Source organism: Nocardia sp. CDC519 (assembly GCF_059509835.1).
In genome coordinates this window covers 2,224,661-2,250,536 of the sequence record NZ_CM183377.1, presented here as the reverse complement: position 1 = coordinate 2,250,536, position 25,876 = coordinate 2,224,661, and the positions used below count along the sequence as shown (strand labels likewise).

Annotated in this window: 23 protein-coding genes; 9 read left to right on the top strand and 14 right to left on the bottom strand. The window is 68.9% G+C overall.

Annotated features, from left to right (window positions below; genetic code table 11):
- Nucleotides 1-191: 191 nt before the first annotated feature.
- The 3 genes from AC5W7N_RS10040 to mqo form a co-directional block, all read right to left on the bottom strand.
- Entirely contained in the window at nt 192-2,228 is a 2,037-nt protein-coding gene (locus tag AC5W7N_RS10040) for a magnesium chelatase subunit D family protein (protein ID WP_495924078.1), read from the bottom strand.
- A 298-nt stretch (nt 2,229-2,526) separates the two neighbouring features.
- Complete coding sequence (locus tag AC5W7N_RS10035; protein ID WP_138447240.1) at nt 2,527-2,976, bottom strand: GNAT family N-acetyltransferase; 450 nt, start codon at nt 2,974-2,976, stop codon at nt 2,527-2,529.
- 18 nt (nt 2,977-2,994) lie between these two features.
- Nucleotides 2,995-4,518 (bottom strand): malate dehydrogenase (quinone), encoded by a 1,524-nt coding sequence (gene mqo, locus AC5W7N_RS10030; RefSeq protein ID WP_163811747.1) that lies wholly within the window; start codon nt 4,516-4,518, stop codon nt 2,995-2,997.
- A gap of 286 nt (nt 4,519-4,804) precedes the next feature.
- Between mqo and AC5W7N_RS10025 the strand changes: the two genes are divergently transcribed.
- On the top strand, nt 4,805-5,872 hold the full coding sequence (locus tag AC5W7N_RS10025) for an alpha/beta hydrolase (RefSeq protein WP_416381958.1): 1,068 nt from the start codon (nt 4,805-4,807) through the stop codon (nt 5,870-5,872).
- Here the strand turns inward: AC5W7N_RS10025 and AC5W7N_RS10020 are convergent.
- From AC5W7N_RS10020 to AC5W7N_RS09990, 7 genes are all read right to left on the bottom strand, one after another.
- Nucleotides 5,852-6,415, bottom strand: coding sequence for an alpha/beta hydrolase (locus AC5W7N_RS10020; RefSeq protein ID WP_194989683.1), 564 nt, complete (start codon nt 6,413-6,415; stop codon nt 5,852-5,854). The genes AC5W7N_RS10025 and AC5W7N_RS10020 overlap by 21 nt on opposite strands.
- Nucleotides 6,416-6,605: 190 nt before the next feature.
- Nucleotides 6,606-8,324, bottom strand: a complete 1,719-nt coding sequence (locus AC5W7N_RS10015) for a cobyric acid synthase (RefSeq protein ID WP_495924076.1) — start codon at nt 8,322-8,324, stop codon at nt 6,606-6,608.
- A gap of 100 nt (nt 8,325-8,424) precedes the next feature.
- On the bottom strand, nt 8,425-9,288 hold the full coding sequence (gene map / locus AC5W7N_RS10010) for a type I methionyl aminopeptidase (protein ID WP_163811739.1): 864 nt from the start codon (nt 9,286-9,288) through the stop codon (nt 8,425-8,427).
- 81 nt (nt 9,289-9,369) lie between these two features.
- A complete protein-coding gene (locus AC5W7N_RS10005) occupies nt 9,370-9,858 on the bottom strand; it encodes a hypothetical protein (RefSeq protein WP_163811737.1) in 489 nt (162 codons plus the stop codon).
- Between the two features lie 67 nt (nt 9,859-9,925).
- Nucleotides 9,926-10,819, bottom strand: coding sequence for an alpha/beta hydrolase (locus AC5W7N_RS10000; protein WP_194989680.1), 894 nt, complete (start codon nt 10,817-10,819; stop codon nt 9,926-9,928).
- 78 nt (nt 10,820-10,897) lie between these two features.
- Complete coding sequence (locus AC5W7N_RS09995) at nt 10,898-11,506, bottom strand: TetR/AcrR family transcriptional regulator (protein ID WP_163811732.1); 609 nt, start codon at nt 11,504-11,506, stop codon at nt 10,898-10,900.
- 88 nt (nt 11,507-11,594) lie between these two features.
- Nucleotides 11,595-12,356 carry a GntR family transcriptional regulator gene (locus AC5W7N_RS09990; protein ID WP_495923562.1) on the bottom strand — a complete coding sequence of 254 codons (762 nt, stop codon included), beginning with the start codon at nt 12,354-12,356 and terminating at the stop codon, nt 11,595-11,597.
- Between the two features lie 96 nt (nt 12,357-12,452).
- Between AC5W7N_RS09990 and AC5W7N_RS09985 the strand changes: the two genes are divergently transcribed.
- From AC5W7N_RS09985 to AC5W7N_RS09960, 6 genes are read left to right on the top strand one after another with little or no spacing between them, the layout of a single operon-like run.
- A complete protein-coding gene (locus AC5W7N_RS09985; protein WP_195019705.1) occupies nt 12,453-13,580 on the top strand; it encodes a TIGR03364 family FAD-dependent oxidoreductase in 1,128 nt (375 codons plus the stop codon).
- A gap of 8 nt (nt 13,581-13,588) precedes the next feature.
- Nucleotides 13,589-14,269 (top strand): phosphonatase-like hydrolase, encoded by a 681-nt coding sequence (locus AC5W7N_RS09980; RefSeq protein ID WP_195019706.1) that lies wholly within the window; start codon nt 13,589-13,591, stop codon nt 14,267-14,269.
- 56 nt (nt 14,270-14,325) lie between these two features.
- The gene (locus AC5W7N_RS09975) at nt 14,326-15,399 is read left to right on the top strand and encodes a 2-aminoethylphosphonate ABC transporter substrate-binding protein (protein WP_195019707.1); all 1,074 of its coding nucleotides are present in this window, start codon (nt 14,326-14,328) and stop codon (nt 15,397-15,399) included.
- A gap of 28 nt (nt 15,400-15,427) precedes the next feature.
- Nucleotides 15,428-16,609 (top strand): ABC transporter ATP-binding protein, encoded by a 1,182-nt coding sequence (locus AC5W7N_RS09970; protein WP_194989676.1) that lies wholly within the window; start codon nt 15,428-15,430, stop codon nt 16,607-16,609.
- Entirely contained in the window at nt 16,606-17,529 is a 924-nt protein-coding gene (locus AC5W7N_RS09965; protein ID WP_416381957.1) for a 2-aminoethylphosphonate ABC transporter permease subunit, read from the top strand. The genes AC5W7N_RS09970 and AC5W7N_RS09965 overlap by 4 nt, the downstream gene beginning before the upstream one ends.
- Before the next feature lie 3 nt (nt 17,530-17,532).
- Complete coding sequence (locus tag AC5W7N_RS09960; protein ID WP_195019708.1) at nt 17,533-18,330, top strand: ABC transporter permease; 798 nt, start codon at nt 17,533-17,535, stop codon at nt 18,328-18,330.
- Between the two features lie 85 nt (nt 18,331-18,415).
- Here the strand turns inward: AC5W7N_RS09960 and AC5W7N_RS09955 are convergent, their stop codons facing one another.
- The 4 genes from AC5W7N_RS09955 to AC5W7N_RS09940 form a co-directional block, all read right to left on the bottom strand.
- Entirely contained in the window at nt 18,416-18,775 is a 360-nt protein-coding gene (locus AC5W7N_RS09955; protein ID WP_163811998.1) for a DUF4254 domain-containing protein, read from the bottom strand.
- A gap of 376 nt (nt 18,776-19,151) precedes the next feature.
- Nucleotides 19,152-20,276, bottom strand: coding sequence for a cytochrome P450 family protein (locus AC5W7N_RS09950; RefSeq protein ID WP_495923561.1), 1,125 nt, complete (start codon nt 20,274-20,276; stop codon nt 19,152-19,154).
- A gap of 449 nt (nt 20,277-20,725) precedes the next feature.
- The gene (locus tag AC5W7N_RS09945) at nt 20,726-22,477 is read right to left on the bottom strand and encodes a hypothetical protein (RefSeq protein WP_495923560.1); all 1,752 of its coding nucleotides are present in this window, start codon (nt 22,475-22,477) and stop codon (nt 20,726-20,728) included.
- 644 nt (nt 22,478-23,121) lie between these two features.
- Nucleotides 23,122-23,742: a TIGR03085 family metal-binding protein gene (locus AC5W7N_RS09940; protein WP_194989673.1), complete on the bottom strand. Its 621-nt coding sequence runs from the start codon at nt 23,740-23,742 to the stop codon at nt 23,122-23,124.
- 174 nt (nt 23,743-23,916) lie between these two features.
- Here AC5W7N_RS09940 and AC5W7N_RS09935 point away from each other — a divergent pair, with 174 nt between their 5' ends.
- Both AC5W7N_RS09935 and AC5W7N_RS09930 read left to right on the top strand, forming a co-directional pair.
- Nucleotides 23,917-25,056 (top strand): LLM class flavin-dependent oxidoreductase, encoded by a 1,140-nt coding sequence (locus AC5W7N_RS09935; RefSeq protein WP_163811716.1) that lies wholly within the window; start codon nt 23,917-23,919, stop codon nt 25,054-25,056.
- A 4-nt stretch (nt 25,057-25,060) separates the two neighbouring features.
- Nucleotides 25,061-25,762, top strand: coding sequence for an FMN reductase (locus AC5W7N_RS09930; protein WP_495923559.1), 702 nt, complete (start codon nt 25,061-25,063; stop codon nt 25,760-25,762).
- Nucleotides 25,763-25,876 lie beyond the last annotated feature (114 nt).

The following is a 25,876-nucleotide window of genomic DNA, read 5'->3' as shown; positions in this document are numbered from 1 at the left end:
GACCTTCCCGCACTCCGACTCGTCGGGTCGGATCGCAGCCCCCACGGCGTATGAGCCGACTCGGCCGACAACGGGCCGAACGGTACTGCCACCGCTGCCGTCGCGGGACGTCTCCGGTGCGCCTGGGCTCCACAGGGGCCGGTCGCCTTTCCCGCCCGACCGATGGCCGAACCGGGTGCAGCACCACACGTTCACGCTGCCCGGCCGGCCCCTGTACTCATCGCCCGCGCCGAGTCCCGTACCGCGCCCGCCACCGCATCACCGGTGAGCTCACCCAATCGCACACATTCACCACGCAATTCGCGAGCCAGTTCGGCGGCGAGGCCGAGCCGGATCATCCCTCGTTCGCAATCGACCACCATGGCCGTGACCGCATCCATGGCGAGCAGCCGGGCCGCGGCGCGGGCGCGGATGACGGGGTCGGTGCCGCCGGTGGCGCGACCGTCGGTGAGCAGTACCAGCATCGGGCGGCGGCGCGGGTCACGGACTCGTTCGCGCGCCACGACCTCGCGCGCCTTCAGCAGGCCAGCGGCGAGCGGAGTCTTGCCCCCGGTACGCATGCCGGACAGCCGCCGCACCGCGATATCGACCGATGACGTCGGCGGCAGCACCAGTTCCGCCTCGGCGCCGCGCACGGTGATCACGGCGACCTTGTCCCGCCGCTGATAAGCATCGCGCAGTAGCGCGACCACCGCCCCGGTCACGGCCGAGAGCCGATCGCGCGCCGCCATGGACCCCGAGGCGTCCACCACGAAGACCACCAGATTGCCTTCGCGCCCTTCGCGATACGCGCCGCGCAGATCGTCGGTGGCCAATTTCAGCGGCCCCGCGGTCCGGCCGCGCGCGTGCTGATGCGGTGCGGCGGCGAAAACGGTACCGAGCAGGTGCAACCCGCCGGTGGTGTCGGTGTCCGGTCGGACCATGCGGCCCTGCCTGGTCTGGGCGCGCGAGCGGCGGCCGGGAGCGCCTTCGCCGACGCCGGGCACCTCCCAGCGCGGCGGCTTCGCGGGAGCCGTGGTGGGGGTGGCGGTGCGACCTTCCTTCGACTGTCCGCCCTCGCGGCGCTTCGGCGAATCCTGGCCGCCGCCAGGAGGTTCCGGCGGGCCATCGGGATCGTCGTCTGGTTCTTCGGGATCGTGCCCGGTATCTGCGGCACGGTCGTCCTCGGCCGGCTCTGCTTGCCCGCTCTCGGGCTCAGCGTCGGGCTTGGCTCCTGGCTCCGGTTCGGGCGCCCGCTCGGCTTCCTCGCCCGCCTCGCGCATCGCCTCGTCGAGCTGATCCTCGCTGATCCCCGGCTCGTCGAACGGGTCGCGCCGACGCCGATGCGGCAGCGCGAGTTCGGCGGCCACCCGCACATCGTCCTCGGTGACGGTATCGCTGCCCCGCCAGGCGGCATGCGCGGTCGCGGTGCGCGCGACCACCAGATCCGCCCGCATCCCGTCGACATCGAAGGCGGCGCACAGGGCCGCGATCCGGCGCAGCTCCACATCGTCGAGGGCGACCTCGGACAGTCGGTCGCGGGCGGTGAGAATGCGCTCGGCGACCTCGCGGTCGGCGGCGACGTAGCGGGCGGCGAATCCGTCCGGATCGGCCTCGTAGTCCAGACGACGGCGCACCACCGCCATCCGCACGTCGACGTCGCGGGAGGCGGCCACGTCGACGGTCAGCCCGAAGCGGTCCAGCAGCTGCGGGCGCAGCTCGCCCTCTTCCGGATTCATGGTGCCGACCAGCACGAAGCGCGCGGGATGCGAATGCGAGACACCGTCACGTTCGATGTGCACCCGGCCCATCGCGGCGGCGTCCAGCAGCACGTCCACCAGGTGGTCGTGCAGCAGGTTCACCTCGTCGACGTAGAGCACGCCGTGATGCGCGGCCGCCAGCAGTCCCGGCCGGAAGGCCTGCTCGCCGTCGCGCAGCACCCGTTCCAGATCGAGTGAGCCGACCACGCGGTCCTCGGTGGCGCCGACCGGCAGCTCCACCAGCCGGGCCGGACGCGCGCCGGTCTCGTCCACCACCGGCGGCAGCAGCTGGGCCAGCGCGCGCACCACCGTCGATTTGGCGGTGCCCTTCTCGCCGCGCACCAGCACGCCACCGATGCCGGGGTGCACCGCGCACAGGATCAGCGCCAGTTGCAGCCGTTCCTGTCCGACGACCGCGGAGAACGGGAACCCGGCTTCGTCACGGGCACCGCTCGGCGGGCGCCCCGCACCGTGAGCGGCGGACGACATTGCGGTTTCGGCATGCGACACGGACACACCCCGACTCTATGCGGCGCGGCCAACCCGCCCGACGTCGACCTACGGCAACCGAACGGGCGCAGTAGGCCGATCCGGGGGCACTGCGAGCCGGCCCCCGCCGCCCACCGAAGCCGGACTGACGAGATCGCGACGCGGGCCATCGGTGGCGGCACCGGGACACACGGCGACCGGCCCGCGTTCGCATCCGGTGCGCCGGTGGGGTCGCGGCCGTCCACCACGCGGACAATGCGGCCGTGTCAGAGGCGAGCACGTGCCCGGCGAACGTCACCTAACCCTTGCGCATGGGAACGTGCGGGACACCGTCGTCGACGAACTCCTCGCCGTCCACCTCGAACCCGTGCTTGCTGTACAGGTCGATCAGATAGGTCTGGGCGTTGATGCGCACGGTATCCGAACCCACTTCGGCCAGCGCGGCCTGCAACAGGCGGGTGGTGTAACCGTGCCCGCGGGCCGGGACCGCTGTGCACAGCCGCCCGATCCGGAAGGACTTCACGCCGTCGTGGTGCTCTTCGAGCAGCCGAAGCGTCGCGATGACCTCACCTTCGTCGTCGAGCCAGAAATGGCGCGTTTCCGGTAGCAGGTCGAGTCCGTCCAGCTCCGGGTACGCGCATTTCTGTTCTACGACAAAGACTTCGACGCGAAGTTTCAACAGCTGGTACAGGGTGGCGGTATCGAGATCCTGTGCCCATGACCGTTTGAGAGCAACCGTTGACATCATCGCGTCTTGCTATCACACCTACGCCGTCGGCGCGACCCCCACGGTCCTCGGCGTGGCGGCGGAATCGAGCTGCAGAGCCTTGGACGTCCAGTCCCAGACCTCCTGGAACAGGGCCTGATTCTCGGACAGCTTCACGCCGAGGGAGGGCACCATTTCCTTCAGCTTCGGCGTCCAGTCGGCGTACTCGCGCGGGAAGCAGCGCTGCAACACATCGAGCATCGCGGTGACACAGGTGGAGGCGCCCGGCGAGGCCCCGAGCAGGCCGGCGATGGTGCCGTCCTGGGCCGCGATGACGGCGGTGCCCAGTTCGAGCACGCCGCCCACGCCCTTGCGGCGGATGATCTGCACACGCTGGCCGGCGGTGATGATCTCCCAGTCCTTGGCCTCGGCGCGGGGGATGAACTCCTCCATGGTGTAGACCTTGCCTGCCTGCGACTTGAGCAGTTCGGACACGAGGTACTTGACCAGGCCCAGTTCGGTGACGCCGACGCCGAGCATGGGCGCGATATTGCCCGGACGGATCGACTTGAACAGGTCGGTGTACTTACCGTCCTTGAGGAACATCGGGGTCCAGCCGGCATACGGGCCGAACAGCAGGCCGGGCTTGCCGTTGATGACGCGAGTGTCCAGATGCGGCACCGACATCGGCGGGGCGCCGACCGCGGCCTTGCCGTAGACCTTGGCGTCGTGGCGGGCGATCAGCTCGGGGTTGGTGCAGCGCAGGAACTGACCGCTGACCGGGAACCCGGCGAAGCCCTTGATCTCCTTGATGCCCGACTTCTGCAGCAGCGGCAGCGCGCCGCCGCCTGCGCCGACGAAGACGAACTTCGACACCACGGTGCGGGACTTGCCGGTACGCAGGTTGCGCACCTTGACCCGCCAGGTGCCGTCGGACTGCTTGCTCAGATCACGCACCTCGTGACCGAAGGCGATATCGGCGCCGGTGGAACCGATGTAGGCGAGCAGCTGCTTGGTCAACGAGCCGAAGTCGATATCGGTGCCGGCGTCGGTCCAGTTCAGCGCGATGGGCTCGGAGAAATCGCGGCCGCGCGCCATCAGCGGCAGGCGGCGGGAGAACTCGTCGGGGCTGTCGATGAACTCCATGCCCGCGAACAGCGGGTGCGGGGCCAGCGCCTCGTACCGCTTGCGCAGGTACTGCACATCGTCGGCGCCGTGGGTGAAGCTGACGTGCGGGATCGGGTTGATGAACTGCGAGGGATCGCCGAGCACACCGTTTTCCACGGCGTAGGCCCAGAACTGGCGCGAGACCTGGAACCGCTCGTTGATGTCGACGGCCTTGCTCACATCGACCGAGCCGTCCGGCTTCTGCGGGCTGTAGTTCAGCTCGCACAGCGCCGAGTGTCCGGTGCCCGCGTTGTTCCACGGGTCGCTGCTCTCGGCCGCGGCGGCGTCGAGGCGCTCGAACACCGAGATCGACCAATCCGGCTGCAGCTGACGAAGCAGCGCACCCAGGGTGGCGCTCATGATGCCGGCACCGATGAGTACGACATCGGTCTTTTCAGTCAGGTCAGCGTTCGGCACGGGTAGATCGACTTCCTTGTCCTTGTGCGCGGACCCACCGGCTGAGGTGGCTCCGCCTGGGCACGGGCACTATGCGGTTGTAACGACATCCCGTGTCGTCACCGACACGGGCGTCGGCGGGATGTAGGTTACCCGCCGTTCACCTACCGCCAATTGTGCACCTCACCACCGCGCAGACCAGCAACGAACCCGGCGAATGTGACAAAGATTCCTCCCGGCGCGTCGTTGCGCCCGCTCGGCGGGGCGGGCGCTCGCCTGCGACAGGGGTGTCGCTTAGATTGAGGTGGTGACGAACGAGACCTCGGTCGATTCCCGCGCCGGCACCCGCACCGCCGACTGGCAGCCCGATATCCTCGGCGCCGATTACGAGCAGCGCACCCTGGATTTCGGCGCCGATCCCGACGGTGAGGGGCAGGCGGTTGCCACCCTGGTACGCCACGTCCCCGCCGGTGGCGAGGCCGCGGCGAGTACCGAGAGCGCGGTGCTCTACGTCCACGGATTCACCGACTATTTCTTCCAGCGGCATCTGGCCGAGCATTTCGCCGACCGCGGGCACCAGTTCTACGCACTCGATCTGCGCAAGTGCGGCCGGTCACTGCGCGAGGGGCAGACGCCGCACTACGTCAGCGATCTGTCTCTCTACGACGCCGAACTCGACGAGGCGCTGCGCATCATCCGCGCCGAAACCGGCAAGGATGTGCTGCTGGTCGCCCACTCCACCGGCGGGCTGGTCGTGCCGCTGTGGCTGGACCGGTTGAACCGGGCCGAGGGCACCGCGGCCGCCGGGATCACCGGGCTGGTGCTGAACAGCCCCTGGTTCGATTTGCAGGGCCCGTCCTACTACCGCACGGTGGGCACCCCGATCATCCACGCGCTCGGCCGCTTCCGGGCCCGCGACGAACTGCCGCTCGCGAAGACCGATGCCTATGGCGCCAGCCTGCACCACACCGCCTCCGGCGAGTGGGATTACAACCTCGATTGGAAGCCGCTGCACGGTTTCCCGGTGCGCTTCGGCTGGTTGCGCGCCATCCGGCGCGGGCACGCGCAACTGCACGCCGGTCTCGATATCGGGGTGCCCTCACTGCTGCTGCGGTCCCGGTTGACGAAATTCGCCCGCAAGTACGGCCCGGCCGTCGACGTGGCCGACGCGGTGCTCGATGTCAGGCAGATCCAGCGCTGGGCCGGTTGCCTGGGTGATCGCACCTCGATCGTGCCGATCGACGGCGCCCGCCACGATGTGTTCTTGTCCTCGGCGCAGCCGCTGGCCAAGGCGTTCGAGGAATTGGATGCCTGGCTGGACTGGCTGACGAGCTACCGCCGCAGCCTGGCCGCCTCACCAGAGGCTGGTGCGTAGCACGATCTCGGTGGCCAGTTCGTGGTCGGCTTCGAGGGCGACATTGTCGACGTCGAGGGCGACCACCCGGTACTCCCCGTAGACGTAGCGGCCCGAGGTGTCGGCCACCGAACGCGGCAGCGATTTGGTGACCAGCACGGTGGTGGGCAGTTCCACCGCCCGGCAGTCCGGGTCGCGGACCGCACCGTCGGCGTCCGGTACGGCGGGATGTCCGCGGTCGGCGACGACCAGGCTGATGAACCGGCCGAAACCGGTGGCGCACACCTGCCAGGCGACGCTGGCGCCCTCGCCCCGCCCCGCGACGTTCACCCAGGGCACCCCGAGTTCGTCGAGGATGGCGTAGACGCCGGTGGTGTCGAGCCGATCGACCGTCTCCACCGCGATGGTGCGCAGATCGGAATTGTGCAGCCGCGCGCAGACCCGGTCGAAGACATCGGGCGGGTCCCCCGCGTCGGGCAACAGCAATACGCTGTGCTGAGTTTCCGGGCCGTCGACCCGTACCGTCCATTCCCGGTCGCCGACCGCAATCCGCCGAGACTTCATGCCGAAGGACGCTACACCGCAGGCGTGAACCGTAGGGAGTTGTCAGCCGAAACCGCTGGTCTGTGCGGATTTCGGGGCGGCGAGGGCAACCGGCGGTAGTCCACCGCGGCGGGCCGCGATCGGGCACTGACCGGATCGGCGGGCCTGTCTGTCCGGGAAGCGGTGTGTCGGGCCGCGCCCGCCCGCACGATCAGGGCGTGAGGCGGGCTGCGTCGTCTCTGGTAGCGGTGACGGCAGGCAGATCTCGCGGCGCGCCGCCGACGAGCAGGCGGTCGAGCGCGTCCAGGTCGAGATGCTGCTCCACGAGGTCGGCGAGCAGATCGAGCTGGGCGAGGCGCACGGCCGCGACGGAGGTGCCGGACGCGACGCGGAATCCCGTGCGTCCGGCCTGCGCGGCGATCTCGGCGAGCCAGGCACGGCGGAACGCATCCGATTCCATCAACCCATGGACATGGGTGCCCCAGACAGTCCCGCGGACGCTGCCCTCGGGTATGCCCGGCGTGAGCACATCGTTGCGGCCGGGCTCGCCGTCGGGGCCCGAACCTGCGGCGGTGGTCCCGGCGCCCAGTGCTGCCGATTCCCTCGGCGCGGGATCGTTCCGGTGCCCGGGCAGCGGATGACCGTCGAATTCGGGCGACGTCCCGGCGGGCTCCCGACGCTCGTCCGGCGTGAGACGAAGCCAGTGGCGCTCACCGGTGCGCCGGACCCGGCCGTGATGAATTTCATATCCGCGCAGGGCGATCCCCGGCGCAGCCGCACCCACGCCGACCACCCGCCGCACGACCTTGGGCGCGCCGAATTCGACCTCGAGATCGAGCAGCCCGAGACCGTCGACCGTCCCCGCCCCCGACTCCACCTCGTCGATGATGCGGGAGCCCAGCATCTGATAGCCCCCGCAGATGCCGAAGATCGGCCCGCCCGCAGCAGCTCGGGCGAGCAGCGCATCGGCCAATCCGGTGCGGCGCAACCAGCGCAGATCGTCGACGGTGGCCTTGCTCCCCGGCAGCACCACCAGGTCGGCGCCGGACAATCGCGACGGTTCGGTCACCCACCGCACCGAGACCCCTGGCTCGCACGCCAAGGCCTCCACATCGGTGGAGTTCGAGATGCGGGGCAGCCGGACCGCCGCGACGGTCAGCCATTCGCTGCCGATCGGCGGGCGCGGGCGCCCGACCGGGGCGTCGGCTACGGTGCCGAGCGAATCCTCGGCGTCGATCCACAGTTCGTCGCTGTAGGGGATGACGCCGAGCGTCGGGCGGCCGGTGAGCGCGGTGAGCTGGTCGAGGCCGGGTCGCAGCAGCTCGACGTCGCCGCGGAACTTGTTGATCACGAACCCGGAAATCAGTTGCTGATCTTCGGGTTCCAGGATCGCCAGGGTGCCGAACAGATGCGCGAGCACCCCGCCGCGGTCGATATCGCCGACGATCAGCACCGGGAGATCGGCCGCTCGGGCCAGCCCCATATTCGCCAGATCGGTGGCGCGCAGGTTGATTTCGGCGGGCGAGCCCGCGCCCTCGCAGATCACCACATCGAACTCGGCGCGCAATGCCGCCAACTCGTCCGCGACGACCCCCCGAAGCCACTGCCGATGCCGGAAGTAGTCGCCGGCGCCGATGGTATCGACGGCCTTCCCCCGGACCACCAACTGCGAGCGTCGATCGCTGCCCGGTTTGAGCAGCACCGGATTGAATCGCACGCTGGGCTCGAGCCCGCAGGCTCGGGCCTGCAGCGCCTGCGCCCGGCCGATCTCCCCGCCGTCCAGGGTGACCACCGAGTTGTTCGACATGTTCTGCGCCTTGAACGGCGCCACCCGCACCCCGCGCCGGGCCAGCATCCGGCAGATGCCGGCGACCAGCACGCTCTTACCGGCGTCCGAGGTGGTGCCTGCGACCAGCAGCGCGCCCTTCATCCCCGGCCCGCGCAGGCTCGCGGCCACCGGTGAACGGGCGGCACCGCACCGACGTCCGAGCCGAATCCGCTCGCCGCCAGGTGGCCACCGACCACCGTGTTCACGGCAGGGTCAGGATTTCCGCGCCGGTATCGGTGACGACGAGGGTGTGCTCGAACTGCGCTGTCCACTTGCGGTCCTTGGTGACCACGGTCCAGCCGTCGTCCCAGATCTCGTAGTCGATGCCGCCGAGGTTGATCATCGGCTCGATGGTGAAGGTCATGCCCGGCTCGATCACCGAATCCACCGCGGGCTGATCGTAGTGCAGGATCACCAGGCCGCTGTGGAAGGTGGGGCCGACGCCGTGGCCGGTGAAGTCGCGGACCACGCCGTAGCCGAACCGGTTGGCGTAGGACTCGATGACACGCCCGATGACGTTGAGCGCGCGCCCGGGGCGCACCGCCTTGATCGCGCGCATGGTGGCCTCTTCGGTGCGCTCGACCAGCAGGCGCACCTCCTCGTCGACATCGCCGGCCAGGTAGGTCTTGTTGGTGTCGCCGTGGACGCCGTCGATGTAGGCGGTGACGTCGATATTGACGATGTCGCCGTCCTCGATGACGGTGGAATCCGGAATGCCGTGGCAGATGACCTCGTTCAGCGAGGTGCAGCAGGATTTCGGGAAACCCTTGTAGCCGAGCGTCGACGGGTAGGCGCCGTGATCGCACAGGTATTCGTGCACGATCCGGTCCAGCTCGTCGGTGGTCACGCCGGGCGCGACGGCCTTACCGGCTTCCGCCAGCGCCCGTGCCGCGATCCGGCCGGCCACCCGCATCTTCTCGATCGTCTCCGGCGTCTGCACCCACGGCTCGTGGCCTTCGTTGACGGTCTTCTTCCAGGCGTATTCCGGGCGCTCGATGGCGCGCGGAACCTCCCGGATCGGCGATTGCGTACCGGGAACTAGCGGCTGACGGGTGCGCACGGACATTGCTCCACCCTAGCGGCCCGCACTGCGGGTAGACCGTCGCCCACCGCTCTCGACCTCCTCGCATGATGGGTCATGCCACCGCTACCGGTACTGCTCGCACGGACCGAGCGGCAGCGCGCGGCGGACGTCGTCCTGCTCCGGTGGCCAGCTGAGCAACGATCGTTCCTCGGCGATCGTTGCAAGTAGCTCGGCCCCGGCGAGCACCGTCTCCACCCCGTACGAGGCCTGCGACTGCTGCGCGGCGAGCGCCGCGCACAGCCCTTCGGTGCCCATGCGCACCACGGCCGCGGGAAACATCTTGCGCACCGCCGCGACCATCCCGAATCCGCCGCAACGGCCGGAGATTCCGGCCCACCCGACCGTGCCGGCGGGTCCGCCGATCCGCCCCGCGCACGCGATCCCGACCGCGGTGACCTCGTCGTCGCCGGCGACATCGAGCAGCAGTTCGCGGCAGGACCACCACGCCGGCGTCGCGGGCATGGGCTTGCGCCGGATGGCGTGGACGCCGCCGGCACGCACCCGGCCCGCCGCGAGAACGTCCGCGCCGATCGCCAGCGCCAGCACCGTCATGGCTCGACCTGCACGGCAGTGCGGCGCGCGGTGCTGCGGCGGCGGGCCTTCGGCGCTACCGGAGTGATCATCCGAGCAGGTGAGCGGTCAGAAAGGCGCGTGCCGCGCCGACGGCCCGGTCGAACTGTTCCCCGTAGACCGAGAAGTGACCGCCCGGAACGAGTTCCAGCTGTTTGGGTTCGAGCGCCTCCTGATAGCGGGCCAGCGCGATATCGGTCGGCGTGAGGGTGTCCTGATCGGCGACGATCATGAGCAGCGGAGTGGGCGAGACTCGTCGGACGAATGCTTCCGGAGCGTAGGACTGGAACTTGTCGACGCTGGACAGCGTCACTTCATTGCGCCAGGTGGCGACTCGCGGGCCGTTGTCCATCAGCCATTGGTACACCTCGAGGCCCGGCATGGCGACCATCTCGGTGGGGTCGTCGGAGGCCGCCTTGATCGTCTGATGCGGTTTACCCGCCGCGACGGCGAGGCGGTCCGCGGCGATGGCCTCGTGCAGCATCGGGATCATGGTCGGTGGCACGAGGCGGCTGAAGGTGGCCCAACCGTCGGTCAGCGGCACCTGGGAGACCACGGCACGCACCCGCCGGTCGGTGGCGGCGACGACCAGCACATGGGCCCCGGCGTAGCTGGTGCCCCACACCGCGATCCGATCCGGGTCGATGCCGTCGAGGGTCTGCGCATAGGTGATCGCATCGCGGTAGCCGTCGATCTGGGCCTGCGGGTCCACTTCGTACCTGGGTGCGCCGTCCGAAGTCCCGAAGCCGGGATGGTCGTACACCAGGCACGCCAGGCCCGCGGCGGCCAGTACCTCGGCGAACGGCGCCACCCATTCCTTGACGCCGGCGAACCCGTGGGTCATGACCACCAGCGGTGCGCCGGTCGGCGGGCCGGCCTCCGGCCGATACAGCCACCCGCGCAGGGTGACGCCATTGCTGAGGAATTCGGTATCGACCCGCATGGTGCCTCCAATAAATTACGTGCCGTAACGTAACTGAGAGTAGAGGCACGGAAATGTGGCGTCAACCACATTCATGGATCAGCTGCGTGGCCCCCGGTAGCCGAGCGCATCCAACGCGGACCGGACGGTCAACCGCACCAGTTCGTCGTCGATCGGACCGAGCGAGGGCACCAGCGCCCGCATCAGCATCGGACCGGTGATCAAATCGCAGATCCATTCCGGATCCACACCCGGCTCGATCTCCCCCCGAGCGGCCGCGCGTTCCAGGATCGAGGCGGTGGAGACGCGGCGAGGCGTGAGGAACTCCTCCTGGAAACGACGCGCAGCCTCCGGGTTGCTCGCCAGATCGGCCAGCAACCCGGGCAGCGCCTTGCCCATCACCGGCTCGTTGAACAGGTCCCGCTGATGCTGCTGGATCGCCAGCATTTCCGCTTCGAGGCCGCCGAGATCCTGCCCGCCCGGCCGCAAGCCGAAACGATCGATCAGCACAGCCATGACGAGCTCGGCACGATCGGCATACCTGCGGTACAGGGCCGGTCGGCTCGTCTCGGCCTCGTCGGCCACCGCCTGCAGCGTCAGCGCGGCGTAGCCACGCTCCACGACCAGCCGCGCCGCGGCTTCGAGCAAGGCCGCATCCAAGTCGCGGTCGCGGGGGCGGCCTACTCGCGGCGAGGTCGTTCCTGACATAACTGCACCGTACCGAGTCGTCGGGCGAACCCTGCGCTCGATCAGCGCCCCGGACATCGCGATTCCCGGGCAGCACGGCGGCCGGAAGTCAGCGCCCCAGTCGCGCTTCGAAGGCGATGCGATCACCGCGATACAGCGAGCGCACCCGCTCGATGGGCTGACCCGCCGCATCGACGCTACGGCGGGTCAGCAGGATCAGCGGCAGCGCGGTGCTGCACTCCAGCAGGGCCGCCTCGCGTGGTGCGGCGAGCACGGTCTCGATTCGCTCTGTCGCCGCGGCGAATTCCACTCCGGCGGCCCGGATGGCGGCGTACAGCGAGGTGGCCGGATCGTAACTGCCGCGCAGCCCGGCGAAACGGCTCAATGGCAGGTAGGTGCTCTCCAGGCCGATGCGTTCACCATCGGCCAGCAGCACCCGTTCCAGATGCATCACCTCGGTGCCGGGCTCGACACCGAGGTCACGCGCGGTATCGGCGTCGGCGGGCACGTCCTGCCAGCCGACCACCGAACGCCCCGGTACCCGCCCCAGGCTGAGCGCTGCCTCGGTGTAGGACTGCAAGGCCAACGGCTGCACCATCTTCGGTCGCGATACCACCGTGCCCCGGCCCCGCCGGCGAATGCGGCCCTCGACCAGCAGGTCGCGCAGGGCCTGGCGCACCGTTTCGCGCGCGACCTCGAACCGGGTGGCGAGTTCGCGCTCCGAGGGCACCGGATCGCCTTCGTTCAGCTCGTCGAGGATCCGCTCGATCTCGGTGCGCACCTGGTAGGCCTTGCCGACGACCTTGGGCGTCGTCGTCGGAAAAGCCTTGGGCCACCGGGTATCCGCCCCCGCCACATCCGTCGTGTCCATGCCCTCAGCGTACCCGCAATTGGTCTATACCAATTGTTAACCCAGCGTTCGCGCGGCCCACACCCATCGGTCTAGACCAATGTGCACGATGGGCGCATGCGATTGGTCATCATCGGCGGCGGCATCCTCGGCACCGCGCACGCCCTGGCCGCGATCGGGCGCGGCCACGAGGTCCTCCAGCTGGAGCGCGAGCCCGAAGCCCGCGGCGCCACAGTACGCAACTTCGGCCTGGTCTGGGTCTCCGGGCGCTCGGCAACGGAACTCGAGCTGACGTTGCGGTCGCGGCAGCTCTGGGAGGAGATCGGTGGCCGGGTCCCGGGCGTCGGGTTCCGGCCGGCGGGCTCGCTGACGCTGGTGCGCACGCCCGCCGAACTGGCGGTGGCCGAGGCCGCGGCCGCGGGTCCGACCGCCGAGCAGCGCGGTTTCGAACTGCTCGAGCCCGAGCAGGTGCGCGCACTCAATCCGGCGCTGCGCGGCAAGTTCCTTGCCGGACTGCATTGCTCGGCCGACGCGGCGGTGGAATCCCGGCAGGCGCTGCCCGCGCTGCGCGCGTACATGGAGGCCTCGGGCCGCTACACCTTCCACGCGGGCACCGAGGCCAGGACCGTCCAGGACACCGCAGGCGGCGCGACCGTGCGCGACGACCGGGGCCGCACGTTCGAGGCCGATCTGGTGCTCGTCTGCGCGGGCGCCGCGCACACCGGCCTGACCCGTGATCTCGCCGGTGAGCTGCCCGTGCGCCGGGTGCGGTTGCAGATGATGCAGACGGCGCCGCTGGGCGAGGCGCTCACCACCGCGATCGCCGACGGCGACAGTTTCCGCTACTACCCCGGGTTCGCCGGTCCGCAGGTCGAGGCGCTCGAACGCGAGCAGTCCCAGACCGCCACCGCGGCCGAGCACAAGATGCAGCTGCTGTGCGTGCAGCGCCTGCACGGCGGGCTGACCATCGGCGACACCCATGAGTACGCCGAACCGTTCCCGTTCGACGTCGACGAGGCGCCCTATGAGCACCTCACCTCCGTCACCGAGGAACTGCTCGGCCGCAAGCTGCCGCCGATCATGCGCCGCTGGGCCGGGGTGTACAGCCAGAGCGTCGATCCGGACGCCATCGTCACCCGCGCCCGGGCCGACGAGCACATCTGGGTGGTGACCGGGCCCGGCGGGCGCGGCATGACCCTCGGACCCGCACTCGGCGAAGAGACCGCCGACCTGCTCAACCTGTGAGGATCACCATGCCGGACACCACCATTCAGCTCGCGGTCCTGGATATGGCGGGCACCACCGTCGCCGATGGCGGCCTGGTGCTGCGCGCCTTCGAGGAGGCCGCCACCGCCGCCGGGATCCCCGCCGCCGGCCCCGAACGCGACCGCGCCCGCGGCTACGTGCTCGACACCATGGGGCAATCGAAGATCGCGGTCTTTCGCGCCCTGCTCGGCGACGACGACCGGGCGCACCAGGCCAACCGCGCCTTCGAAGCCGCCTACGACGCGCTGATCGAAGACTCCGATGTCGCACCGATCCCCGGCGCCGCCGAGGCCATCCGGGCACTGCGCTCGGCCGGGGTGAAGGTGGCGCTGACCACCGGGTTCAGCCGTGCCACCCAAGACCGGCTGCTCGACGCGCTCGGCTGGCACGACATCGCCGACCTGACCCTTGCGCCCTCGGACGCCGGCCGCGGCCGCCCCTACCCCGACCTGGTGCTCACCGCGCTGCTGCGTCTGGGCGCCGACGCCGTCGACCGGGTGGCGGTGCTCGGCGACACCACCAGCGATATCGCCACCGGCCTGGCCGCGGGCGCCCGGATCGTCGCCGGCACCCTCACCGGCGCCCATGACGCGGACGCGCTGCGCGAGGCCGGTGCCACCCACGTGGTGGCGTCGGTCAGCGAGTTCGCCGACCTGATCCTGCACTGAATCCGACCCGTCCCTTCGACTCCTCACTCGCTTCGAGAACGAAAGTTGCAGTCATCGTGCGTACTTCGAATACACCGGGCCGACGCCTGGCACGCACCCTTTCCCGGACCGCACTGCTGGTCGCCACCGCCACCGCGGTGGCGTTCACGGCGGCCTGCGGAGGGACCGGGGCCGAGGCCACCGGCGGTAAATCCGTCACCGTCTACTCCGCCGACGGCCTGGCCGGTTGGTACGACAAGCGTTTCGCCGAGTTCACCGAACAGACCGGTATCGCGGTGAATCTGGTCGAAGCCGGCTCCGGCGAGGTCGTCAACCGGGTGACCATGGAGCAGAACAACCCGCAGGCCGACGTACTGGTCACGTTGCCGCCGTTCATCCAGAAGGCGAAGAGTTCGGGCCTGCTCGCCGACAGCGGCATCGACACCGCTGCCGTGCCGGCCGCCGACAAGGATCCGGACGGCCAGTACGTCACCCTCGCCGAGAACTACCTGTGCTTCATCGCCAACCCCGCGGTCGACACCGCGCGACTGACCTGGGACGACCTCCTGAAGCCGGAATACAAGGGCAAACTGCAATATTCGACCCCCGGCCAGGCCGGTGACGGCACCGCCGTGCTGATCCTGTTGCAGCAGTTGCTCGGCAAGCAGGGCGCGCTGGACTATCTGGCGAAGTTGCAGGCCAACAATGTGGGTCCGTCGTCGTCGACCGGCAAACTGCAGGCCAAGGTCGACAAGGCCGAGCTGCTGATCGCCAACGGCGATATCCAGATGAACCTGGCCACCATCGCGGACAAGGGATCGAAGTTCTCGATCTTCTTCCCCGCCGGCGCCGACGGCAAGCGCTCCACGGTCGCGGTTCCGTATGTCATGGGGCTGAGCAAGACCGCACCGCACCAGGCCGAGGCCAAGCAGCTGATGGAGTTCCTGCTGTCGACTCCCGCCCAGCAGACCCTGGCGCCGGAGGCGTTCGCCGTACCCGCGCGTGCCGAATTGCGCAACGCACCGACAGCTACCGAACCCTCGCCGAGCAGCCTGCTCGCCGGTGTCGAGGTGGTCCCGGTCGATTGGAACACCGTGCTGACCGAGCTGGACGGCGATATCGCCGCCTACCAGCGGGCCACCGGCAGCTGACATCCGCCGACGACGACAGGAGCCGACAATGCCCGCCGGTGACGCGCTCACGACCACAAACACCACGAAGGCCGCCGCACACGCGGCCGAAGCCGCGATCGTCTTCGATCGGGTGGGTGTCAGTTACGGCCGCGGCCGCACCGCGACCGTCGCCCTGACCGACTTCTCGCTGCGGGTGGCGGCGGGTGAGACCGTCGCGCTGCTCGGGCCGAGCGGCTCCGGCAAGTCCACCGCGCTCAAGGCGCTGGCCGGCTTCGTCCGGCCGACCTCGGGCGCGGTGCGGCTGGCCGGGCGCGAGGTCACCGGCCTCTCGCCGGCCAAACGCGGTATCGGTGTCGTCGTCCAGTCCTACGCCCTGTTCCCGCATATGACGGTGCACGGCAACGTGGCCTTCGGAGTGAAGGCCCATCGGGTTCCGCGCGGGGAGATCGACGCCAGGGTCGTCGAAGCCCTCGAGATGGTCGGCATGGCCGGCTACGCGAAGCGACTGCCGCGCGAACTCTCCGGTGGCCAGCAGCAGCGGGTGGCCATCGCCCGGGCGCTTGCCATCCGGCCGCCGGTGCTGCTGCTCGACGAACCGCTCGCCGCACTCGACGCACAGCTGCGCCAGTCCATGCTCGGTGAGCTGCAACAACTTCGGCAGGCGCTGCCGGACACCGCGATGTTGTATGTCACCCATGATCAGACCGAGGCGCTGGCCCTGGCCGATCGCATCGCGGTCATGCGCGATGCGCGCCTGGTCGATATCGACACCGCGGCCAACCTGTGGCAGCGTCCGCCGTCGGATTTCACCGCCGCCTTCCTCGGCGGCGCGAATCTGCTGCCGTGCACCGTCAACCGGGTCTCCGGCGGCACTGCGCTGGTCACCGCAGGCACCTCGACCCTGCGGGCACAGGCACCCCAACCGGGCGTCGGCCGTCCGGCCTGGGCGCCGGATTCCGAGGCACTGCTGTGTATCCGGCCGCATACCGTGCGAATCGGCGCCACCGGCGACCGAGGAGCCCTGCGCGCGACGGTGCTGAGCGCGGTCTGGCGCGGCGCCTCCACCCGCGTGCGGATGAGCGTCGACGGGCTGTCCGGTGAGCTCACCGCCGACGTCGCCGGACACGTGGAGACCGAAACCGGCGCAGTGGTCGGCGTCATACTCCCCGATCCGGCCGGAGTACTCATTCCACCGCCGTTGGATGGCAGCAGTGGGAGCCCGTCATGACGACATCGACCGAACAACCACCAGCACCCGAGCTTCCGAGTCATATCCCGATGGCGGCCGGTAGCGCGTCCCCGGCATCGCGGCGAAACCTCCGGCCGATCGCGTGGGCGCTGCCGCCGATGCTCGTGGTGCTGGTCATCGCGGTCTACCCGATCCTGCGGGTGCTCACCGAATCGACGATCACCCCGGACGGTCGCGGCACCGAAACCTGGTCGCAGGTCCTCGGATCGGCGGCCTTCCGGGACGCGCTGTGGCGCACGATCACCATCGCGGCCTGCTCGACGGCGGGCTGTCTGGTGCTCGGCGCGTTCCTGGCGGTGGTGCTGGCGTTCGTCCCGTTTCCCGGCGCCACCGTGGTCGGCCGCCTCATCGACACGGTGCTGACGCTGCCGTCGTTCCTGATCACGCTCGCCTTCACCTTCCTCTACGGCACGGCCGGCGCGGTGAACGCGCTCATCTCCCGCCTCACCGGACGAGAAGGACCGGCCCTCGACTTTCTCACCACCCCGACCGGGGTGATCCTGGCCGAGATCACCTTCTTCACCCCGTTCGTGGTGCGTCCGCTGCTGGCCGCGTTCGCTCAACTGCCGCGTGAGCAACTCGACGTCGCCGCGAGCCTGGGGGCGAGCCCGTGGCGGGTGCTGCGTCAGGTGGTACTGCCCGAGGCGTGGCCCGCCCTCGCCGCAGGCGGCAGCCTGGTACTGCTGTTGACGCTCAACGAATTCGGCATCGTGCTGTTCACCGGCGCGAAAGGGGTGATCACCCTGCCCGCGCTGATCTACACCCGCGGCATCGTCACCTTCGATCTGCCCGGTGCGGCGGTACTGGCCACCGTCCAGGTCGCGCTGTCACTGACCCTGTATCTCGGGTACCGGCTGATCTTCGCCAGGGTCACCGGTCCGACCCGGAAGGAGCGCTGAACAATGCTGGTGTGGACCGGGCGCGGACGTGCGCTGGTGCTCGCGGTGTTCGCGGTGGTGGTGCTGGTGGTCTTCGCGGCCCCGATCGCGACGGTGTTCGCGGCCGCGCTGGCCGGCAGCTGGACCGGGCCGCTGCCGTCGGATCTCGGCACCGCCAACCTCGAACGAGCGCTCTCGGGTGAGCAATTGGCCAGCCTCTCGGTCAGCGTGCAGACGGCGCTGCTGGCCGGCGCGGTGTCCCTGGTGCTCGGCACGTGGTCCGCACTGGCGGGGCGCGAGGCACCGCAGTGGTGGCGGCGGCTGACCGATGCGGTGTTCCACCTGCCGGTGGCGGTGCCGTCGGTGGCGATCGGGCTCGGCGTGCTGATCGCGTTCAACGAGCGGCCACTCGTGCTCGGCGGCACCAAATGGATTGTCATCGTGGCGCATTCGGTGCTGGTGCTGGCGTATACGTTCAGCGCGGTGTCGGCGGCCCTCGACCGGCTCGACCCGGCGTACCGGCAGGCGGCCGAATCACTCGGCGCCGACCCGGTCCGGGTGCTGTGCCAGGTGACGCTGCCGCTGCTGCTGCCCGCTCTCGGCGCCGCCGCGGGCCTGGCCGTCGCCCTGTCCATGGGCGAGCTCGGCGCCACCATCATGGTGTATCCGGCCACCTGGAAAACGCTGCCGGTCAGCATTTTCGCGCTCACCGATCGCGGCGAGGTGTTCGACGCCGCCGCGGGCACCACGGTGCTCGTGCTGGTCACACTGCTGGCGCTCATCCTGCTCGGCCGGATCAAGGGCCGCGCCGCACTGCGCTGAACAACGAGATCGGCCGGTGGTGGTCCGGGCGGACCTCCACCGGCCGAGCGAGCGGCTGTCCAGTGGGATGGACGCGGCCGCGGCGTTACTGCTCCGGCAACCGCCGACGGCCGCCGGTCACCTCGGCGATCAAATCGGTGTAGCCGTCGACCAGTTCGGCCAGGTGGTACCAGTGCTTGTGCGTGTTGTCGCTGCGCGCACCATTGGTATCGATGGCCTGATTGGCGTTGACCCAGCTGCGCGCCATCCGGTCGATCACCGCCCCGAGGCTCTCGGTGTGCAGGGTGGCGCCGTTGCGATGCTGCGGCACCTCCTGGGTGATCCACTCGTTGATGTCGTCGACGAGTTCAACCCTGCGACAGTCGATTTCGGCCACCAACGCGGTATCACGCAGTTGGGCGCGCCGCTCGTGCAGTTCGACCAGCGCATGCGCCGAGCGCAACATCTCGCGGTCCTGGAACCGCCGCCCCTGGAAGGCACACAGCAATTGCGGCGCCGTCGGCAGAACCCCCACCGTCGGCGCGCTCATCCCCACACCCCGAACTCACCCGACACCATCACACTTTGTACCAACATGATTGGCTCTCTGTTCGGTTATCCGGATCGGATCGCTTGTTCACAACAAGGATAGGCAGATTTTGCACTTACCGATGCAAGAACACAAGACCCCAGAACGCAATATTGCGAACTACTTTGTGCGTACCGGGCGGTCGGTGAATGAGGGCGACGCCACGTCATGCCGCGGCGGGTCCGCCGGCCGGCAACAGCACAGCCGGCCCGGACGCCCGCGGTGATCAGAGGTCCGATCCGGACCGAAGAATTCAGATGTTCAGCGGCGGCGAGGGTGGGAAGACGACCGGCAGCGCCGTCAGCGCGCGGTGGAACGGCCCTGGCCGCCACACCAGCTCATGCTTGGGGACCGCCAGCGTCAACTCCGGCAGGGCGTCCAGGAGCTGGTCGATGGCGTCCTGGGCGAGCAGGTACGAGAAGGGCCTGGCATGCGCGGGGCAGGCGTGCGGACCCGAGCTGAACGCCAGATTCCAGCCGTTACCCGCGAACTCACCGGTGTTGATCTCGGGGTCGTTGTTGCAGGCGGCCATGCTGATGATCACCGGCTGGTTGGCGGGCAGCCAGACCTTCTCGATCAGGATCGGCTGGCGCGGATAGGTGATGCAGTAGTTGGCCATCGGCGGGTCGACCGCGAGCATTTCATCGAGCGCGCTCTTGGTCGACAGCGGAATACTGTTGTCGCTGCTGGTGAAGCGGGGATCGCTCAGCATCATGACGAGGGTGTTGGCGATCAGGTTCACCGGCGGTTCGACACCGGCGGCGAACAGCAGAACCAGCTGATGCACCATCTCCTCATCGGACAGGTCGGCATGATGCTGCACCAGCCGCGTCGTCACGTCATCGGCCGGATGCGCCCGCTTGAGCGCGGTGAGTTCGAGCAACGCACTGCCCATCTGGGCGTTGACCGCCTCGGTGTCCACACCGTCGAACATCGCCGCACTGGCCGCCGCGACCTGCTCACCGATGTCCTGCGGGCAGCCGAGGACCTGGCACAGAATCGAGAAGACCAATGGGAGTGCGTACTGACTCAACACATCGGCGTTGCCGTCCCGGCAGAATGTGTTGGTGATCGGGATGGCGGACTGCTCCACCATCGCTCGCAGCACGTTCAGATCTATCCCGGCCAGCGCGTCGTTCATCGCGCCGCGGTAGCGCGCGTGCTCCGCACCGCTGGTGCGGATCGCGTTCGGCCGCCACTCGACCATCGGCAGGATCGGCATATCGGCCGGCACCGTCTTCTGCCAGGCGCGCGGATCGGCGGGGAAGTGCTCGGGGTCGTTGAGAATGCGCACCGCGGTGCGATATTTGGTCACCAGGGTCGCGGGCACTCCCGGCCACATCTCGATCGGCACCAGCGGCCCGTAGTCACGTCGCATCTGCCGGTACGCCCCATGCGGGTCGGCCGCAAAATTTTCGGTGTAGATCGGGATTCGGGGGCCTATGCCCTCGATCGGCGAAAATGAGTCGGCGCCAGCACCCTGCGTGGGCTGCGTATGCACGTAGTCTCCTTGACAATCGAATCCGGCAGCATAGTACTCGAGACGTGACCGGGTGAAGGCCATCGGGCTGCGATGACGTTCCCTGCCAACAACTTTCTGTCGGCGAGGCCCCGCGTGTCGGCCACACATCGCCCCGGCCTTGTGTACCGTACTCCGACCGTCCGATCACGGCACGCTGTTCTCACCATCAGCGACGGGTGCAGGTCTCGCCCTCTCACACCTGGCCGCGGTCTCGGCCGTCGGCAGCGCGTAGCCGGCCGCAACAGCGTCCAGCGTGGTTCCGCCGCCGGCGGAACCACGCTGGACGAGTACTCGACCCGGCAGGGTCAGTGGCGGCGCACCGCCTCGCAGTGGTTGTCCCACGCGGTGACCAGATCATCGGCCAACACCGGTGCGCCGAGAATCTCGTCGTCGAATCCGAAGGACTCCAGCAGGGCGGGCAGGTGACCCGCGAGATTCTCGATGGCCCGACCCAGCCCGCGCTGCACCGCCTCGACTGCGGCGATGTCGAGCAGACCATGGGTGAGGTACCACGTCGAATGCTCATCGAGGTACTGCAGCGCGAACACATCCCGCACTGCGGCGATCTCCGGATGCTCGGCGTGCTTGTCGAGCATCCGCAAGGCTTCCGCCGCGCAGTGCGCGTCGGCCACGCTGAGCGCATCCGGAATGACCGCGAGCCGATCCGAGAGCGCGGAGTTGCTCAGCAATGGCTGCGCCTCTTGCGCGATCGTCAGCGTACGAGCCTCCAGCAAGCGCGCGCGCTCCTGCGGGTCGGCGGGGTCGTGCAGCCGGGGTTCGGCCGGTCGTGAACCCGCCAGCTGTTTGGCCAGCACGCGACCGCCGACCGAACCGAGCACGTGGCAATCGCCCTCACCGGTGATCGCGGCATGGCAGACGCCGAGGTAGTCGGCGACCCGGTTGGCGCTGAACATGCCCTGGGCGCCCATCTTGATACGAGCGTGGGTGACCGTGGCCAAGGCATGTGGCTGGATGAAGTACTTGGCCAACATCACCGCGACGACGGTGTCGCGGTCGGTGAGATCGCTGCCCGCGAGGAAGGTCTTGATCTCGTTCCCGTAGATGGTCCGCGCGACAGTGCCGGCCAGGTCGGTGAGCAGGGTGTCGCGCACATGCGGAAGATCGAGCATGAGGGGCCGGTCGACCGCCGTCATCGGCACCACCCGCTTGTTGGCATAGCTCAGCGCGATGTAGAGGGCAGAACGAGCAGTCGCGTTCAGGCAGGACGACAGCGCCATCCGGCCCACGGTCAGCTGGCTGATCGCGGAGGGGAACGCCCGCTTCCGACTCGCCTCGTCACGCCAGGTCAGCACACCGTTGTCGTCGATGGTGGCGAGGTCGTTGCTGAGCCACGCGCTGCGCTCGACTCGAAGATTGTCGAAGGTGATGATCGAGTTGTCCATGATGACCAGCGGCTGATGGTCGAGCTGGGTAATCGTCACCCCGGGAGCGGGGTCGCCATTGGCGTCGCGCAGGCGCGCCGTGAAAAGGTGTACACCCTGGTCCACGCCCGCGCCGTCGATGTAACGGGCGCCGACGACGCAGACCCTCGATACCGGGATGCCGACACTCGGCATGAACTTCCGGGCCCGCGGGTGCGGAGTGTTGATGACGAACCCGTCGCCGTCCCAGGTCGCGGTGGTCTCCATGAAGCCGATGTTGGAACCGCATCCGTACTCGGTGAGCAGCATGACACCGACGCTTGACGCGTCATCGAGGTCCTGGAGGTATGGCGCGGCGGAATCGGCATCAGTCAGGGTGGCCAGGCTGCCCGATGCGAGGTTGTAGTGCCCGGAGATCAGCGGGATCAGATCGGTGGCCAGCACTGCGGACCAGTCGAAAACCGCGAAGAGCGAAGGCAGATCGGTCGCGATGGCGCGCGAGCTGCCGAGCTTGCCGACCAGGTAACGCAATTGGTCATACGCGTTGAGGCGGCGCTGCTCCTGGCTCTGCTGTTCCGTGACGGCGAAGTCCGGGTTGCTCAGGATCTCCTGCAACTGCTGATGAATCTCCGGGTTACCATGCCGAATAAGCTCGGCCAGCGCGGTGCGTGCCATTGTCCATCCCTTTCGAAACACAAGTGAGAAATCGAAACGATCGCGCGGGTTCACATCGATAGATCAATGCACCACGTGCCCCAGGTGGAGTTCACCAAAAGGCGGCTACGCTACCCACCCCCAAGCCGTGTCGGCATATGAAGACTCGGTGCGGCACACCATGGTTGCGGTTGCACCGCGATACCGTCGGGCATCACCGGCCCAGACTCCGACACTGCGCGAATTCGCTCCGTCCGGAGGGTCCGGCTCGACGGCCTCGACCTCCGAATTCGTGATGTGTGTGTTCTGCTCGACCGTGCCAACGATCACGGCAACCTGCGGCACCACCGGTGCTGCAGGATTGCTATGGCCGGGCTGAGACACGAAACGTATTGTGCCACAAACCCACCCCCGCGGCGGGTGGTCTGCGTGGATCCACCGGCACCGGATTCTGCTACTCGGCAGTAGCCGAGCCCCACCAGCAGGAACTATCGGGCAACCGCGAGAATTCCTGCAAACCAACGGCTTCGGCGAATCACCCCGATGTTCATCTCCGCGTCACCGAGCCGGGTAAGCCGGCTGGACAACCACGGGCGGAGCCACGCATACCAGCCGACCGCGCGTTCGGCGCGCCGAACGGCACGGCACCGGGTGACCGCTGTGACTCACACACTCCGGTCACAGGTCAGCGCGGCCTCGACCGCCACGGTTTCGCCGGCGGCCTCGATCCGCACCCGGTCCCGCCCGAAGGCGTGCAGCAGCAGTTCGGCGGGTTCGCCGCACAGCACGACCTCGTCGGCACCGGGGCGGGCGGTGATCCGGCGGCCGTCGGGGGTTTCGAGCACGACCGCGACCGGGCAGTTGCGGTAGGACATGCGCGCGGTGCGGGTGAGCAGCTTCCAGAGCTGGTCCTGATCGGCGGCGGGCAGCTCGCGGGGGTCCCATTCGTCCGCGGCCCGGCGGACGTCCTCGTGGTGGATGAACATCTCGGAGAGGTTCACCAGGGCGTCGACGGGGCGCAGCGGCGACCACCACGGCGGGCCGGTGCGCACCTGCTCGATGAGGTCCGGGAACGAGCGCTGGGCGGCTTTCGCCTGGACGCGGTCGGTGTAGCCGGCCAGCCGGTCGATCAGGATGCCGGGCGCCGCGTCCGGGCGGCGTTCGCGAACGACCAGATGGGCGGCCAGATCGCGCACGGTCCATTCCCCGCACAGGGTGGGCGCCTCGGGTCCGGCGGCGATCATCGCCTCGGCCAGGGCCTGTCGTTCGCGGCGAGCCATGCTCATGTGTCGACCCTAACACCGGGCGTTCGGCCGGTCGGGGCCGTCATCGGGGCGGTCGGCGGATCGGTCGCGGCCGGGAATCGCGGGGCGGGCAGCGCCCGGGAATAGCCCGGCGACCGGCCGCGTTCCCTTGGTTGCCATGTCCACCAACTCGGTGGACGAGAGGAGGAGGGCATCGTGCAGTTCGGAATCTTCACCGTCGGGGACGTCACCGTCGACCCCACGACCGGCCGCGCCCCGAGCGAGGCCGAACGGATCAAGGCCATGGTGGCGATCGCCCTGAAGGCCGAGGAGGTCGGGCTCGACGTCTTCGCCACCGGTGAACACCACAACCCGCCGTTCGTCCCGTCCTCGCCGACGACGATGCTCGGCTATATCGCCGCCCGCACCGAGAACCTGCGGCTGTCCACCGCGACCACTCTGATCACCACCAATGATCCGGTGAAGATCGCCGAGGATTACGCCATGCTGCAACACCTGGCCGACGGCCGGGTGGATCTGATGCTCGGCCGCGGCAACACCGGACCGGTTTATCCGTGGTTCGGCAAGGACATCCGCGACGGCATCCCGCTGGCGGTGGAGAACTACCACCTGCTGCGCACGCTGTGGCGGGAACCGAAGGTCGACTGGCAGGGCAAGTTCCGCACACCGTTGCAGGGCTTCACCTCGACGCCGGCGCCGCTGGATCAGACTCCCCCGTTCGTCTGGCACGGCTCGATCCGCTCCCCGGAGATCGCCGAACAGGCCGCCTACTACGGTGACGGCTTCTTCCACAACAACATCTTCTGGAACAAGGAGCACACCGCGCAGATGGTGGCGCTGTACCGGCAGCGCTTCGAGCATTACGGCCATGGCAGCGCCGATCAGGCCATCGTCGGTCTGGGCGGTCAGGTGTTCATGGCCGACACCGAGGCCGCGGCCAAGAAGTTCTTCCGCCCCTACTTCGACAACGCGCCGGTCTATGGGCACGGCCCGTCGCTGGAGGAGTTCACCGAGCTCACGCCGTTGACGGTGGGCACACCCGAGCAGGTGATCGAGCGGACCCTCGGCTTCGCCGACAATGTCGGCGACTATCAACGTCAGCTGTTCCTGCTCGACCATGCCGGACTGCCGCTCGAGGTGGTGCTCGAGCAGATCGAGATCCTTGGCCGCGAGGTGGTGCCCACGCTGCGCCGGGAGTTCGAGACGCGTCGTCCCGCGCATGTGCCCAGCGATCCGCCCACCCACGCGAGCCTGGTGGCGGCCGGTCCGCAGGCACCGCATCACCTGGTCGAGCCCGCGCGCGAACGCGTGCTCGCCGCAGCGAGCGAGGAGTGAAGCGATGACACGACGAGTAGTGGTCCTCACCGCCGGGCTGTCGCAGCCGTCGTCGAGCAGGTTGCTGGCCGATCAGCTGGCCGATGCCGTCTCGGCGGCGGTGACCGCACGCGGTGAGGCCGTCGAGTTCGAGGTGGTCGAACTGCGCGAGCTGGCCACCGAATTGGCGACCACCACCATCACCGGTGGTCTGCCGACGGCAGCGATCGCCGAGGTCAGGGCGAAGGTGTCGGCCGCCGACGGCGTCATCGCCGTCACGCCGGTATTCGCCGCAAGCTACAGCGGCCTGTTCAAGATGTTCATCGACGTCCTCGATCCCGAGGCGCTCAACGGCATGCCGGTGCTGATCGCGGCCACCGCGGGCACACCGCGGCATTCGCTGGTGCTCGACCATGCCATGCGTCCGCTGTTCACCTACCTGCGCGCCGTCGTCACGCCTACCGGGATCTTCGCGGCCACCGAGGATTTCGGATCGACCGGGCTCGCTGAGCGGGTGCGCCGCGCGGCGGCGGAATTCGCGACGCTCGTCGTCGCCGAACAGAACGCCGTCGGCGGATTCGTGCAAGAGCAACCGCGCAGGCAACGCCATTCGGGAAATACCCTCGCCACACCGACGCCGTTCGCCGAGCTGCTGGCCGGCCATACCGGTCAGGTCGGGTCGCCGAAGACCCGGCACGACCGGCCCGGCCACGTACCGCACAGCTGAGCCCGCCGGTGCCGCGGCATCGGGCCGACTCGCGGATCCGTCCGCCGTATCTGCCCATACGCTCGTAGAACCGCTTCCGACGTCGTAGATTCGAGACAACACGCGTCTGGGGCC